This window comes from Staphylococcus sp. EG-SA-2 (assembly GCF_017152085.1).
In genome coordinates this window covers 1-1,358 of record NZ_JACYHC010000790.1, presented here as the reverse complement: position 1 = coordinate 1,358, position 1,358 = coordinate 1, and the positions used below count along the sequence as shown (strand labels likewise).

Below are 1,358 nucleotides of genomic sequence, written 5' to 3'. Positions count from 1 at the left end.
CTGCATTTACATTTCGTTTTAAAGGAATCACTAAACGCAGTCTTGGACTTATCTCTCTATGCTTATGTGTTGAATATAAACAATATGCAAAATCATAAAACATAGATAATATGTCAGTCATATCTTGAGCAGCATAATCGATATCAAGTGTTAGCATTGAACGATTCATGACTTGACCAGCACGTCGTTTGCCTTCTTTTAAATATCCACCGACAAATCCGCCAACATCTTTTATATCTGCTTGTTCAGACTTAGACATTTTATTGTACTCAGTTAAATCTTCTTTAGTTCTAACTGTTTGTGCTAGCTTCTGCATAAAGTCAGACCAAGCCATATTGTGATTAGTCCAATATGTGGATAAACGACTAGCAGCATAAGAATATGAGACATCACGATCATATTTAATTGTTTCTATTTGAGTGACTTTGTCTAACATATTCGGCTCCTTTCTTGTATAATTAATTTAATAAAATTAAAGAGGTGACAAATTTTGAAAACTTTACGCGAAATCATTTATGATAAATACGAAAATGAAAACTTGAGAACTTTAATTTTATTGCACTCAGGAAAAGCCTTTCCCGTAACTAATATAATCTCAGAAAATTCAACCTTCTTAATTATCAAGACTTCAAAGACAATTTCACATAAATTAGTTTTAATTTACAAAAACGAAATAAAAAATATCCGCTTCTTTTAATCCTGGAGAGGGCTTTAGCCCCCTCTTTAGCTTTTGAATCTTTTTCTAATTCGTTCAACTTCATTTTCATAATCTTCTAAACCTTCAACACCATTATTTTTTACTAACTGCTTGAAAAGATAAGAATTCATATACTCCAATGCTTCTATGGTTTTCATCTTATGAGAAATGCTACTTAACAAGATCAATAAAAATATAGCTAAAACGATTGAAATGACAATCCACATATTTACAACACCTCCAGTGCTATTGCTAAACACATTAATATAATTAATTCAAAAATGATAATAGCTATTACCATGAAACTTCAGCTCTGATTTTTTCGTAATCACTCGGCGCCTCTACATCATCATTAGCCGTCATCATAATATACACTTGCTCAGTTACATACTTACCTAACTCATACATTGCTAGTAAGAATAATAGTCTTAGTATTTGTTTAATCATTGTTTATCTACCTTCTTTACTTCGTATAAGACCGGATATAAATTTAAAAAGTGTATTCTATAACCGATTGTTTTAACTTCTACCTTATCGCCTACTTTTAACCTAGCTTGTATGTCTGCGCTATCAAATTTCTTTTTGAATAATAAGTCGGAGTTTTCAATGACTTGTTTGTTGTCTAATACAATATAGAACTTGTCTTCTTTATCTTGTCTCT

At 30.9% G+C, this 1,358-nt stretch carries 2 protein-coding genes and 2 pseudogenes; all 4 read right to left on the bottom strand.

The window, feature by feature from the left end; all coding sequences use genetic code 11:
- Positions 1-436 (bottom strand): annotated as a pseudogene (locus tag IDG60_RS14305) (virulence-associated E family protein); the annotation flags it as partial.
- Positions 437-723: 287 nt separating this feature from the next.
- Positions 724-924, bottom strand: coding sequence for a DUF1514 family protein (locus IDG60_RS14300; protein WP_000265252.1), 201 nt, complete (start codon positions 922-924; stop codon positions 724-726).
- Positions 925-991: 67 nt separating this feature from the next.
- A complete protein-coding gene (gene rinB / locus IDG60_RS14295; RefSeq protein ID WP_000595263.1) occupies positions 992-1,144 on the bottom strand; it encodes a transcriptional activator RinB in 153 nt (50 codons plus the stop codon).
- Positions 1,141-1,358, bottom strand: a pseudogene (locus tag IDG60_RS14290) (DUF1523 family protein); the annotation flags it as partial. The pseudogene IDG60_RS14290 and the gene rinB, both read right to left, overlap by 4 nt.

What these genes read in the sequence shown, in the direction of transcription:
- IDG60_RS14300 (WP_000265252.1), bottom strand. Translation starts at nt 924, where the DNA reads ATGTGGATTGTCATTTCAATCGTTTTAGCTATATTTTTATTGATCTTG.
- rinB (WP_000595263.1), bottom strand. Translation starts at nt 1,144, where the DNA reads ATGATTAAACAAATACTAAGACTATTATTCTTACTAGCAATGTATGAG.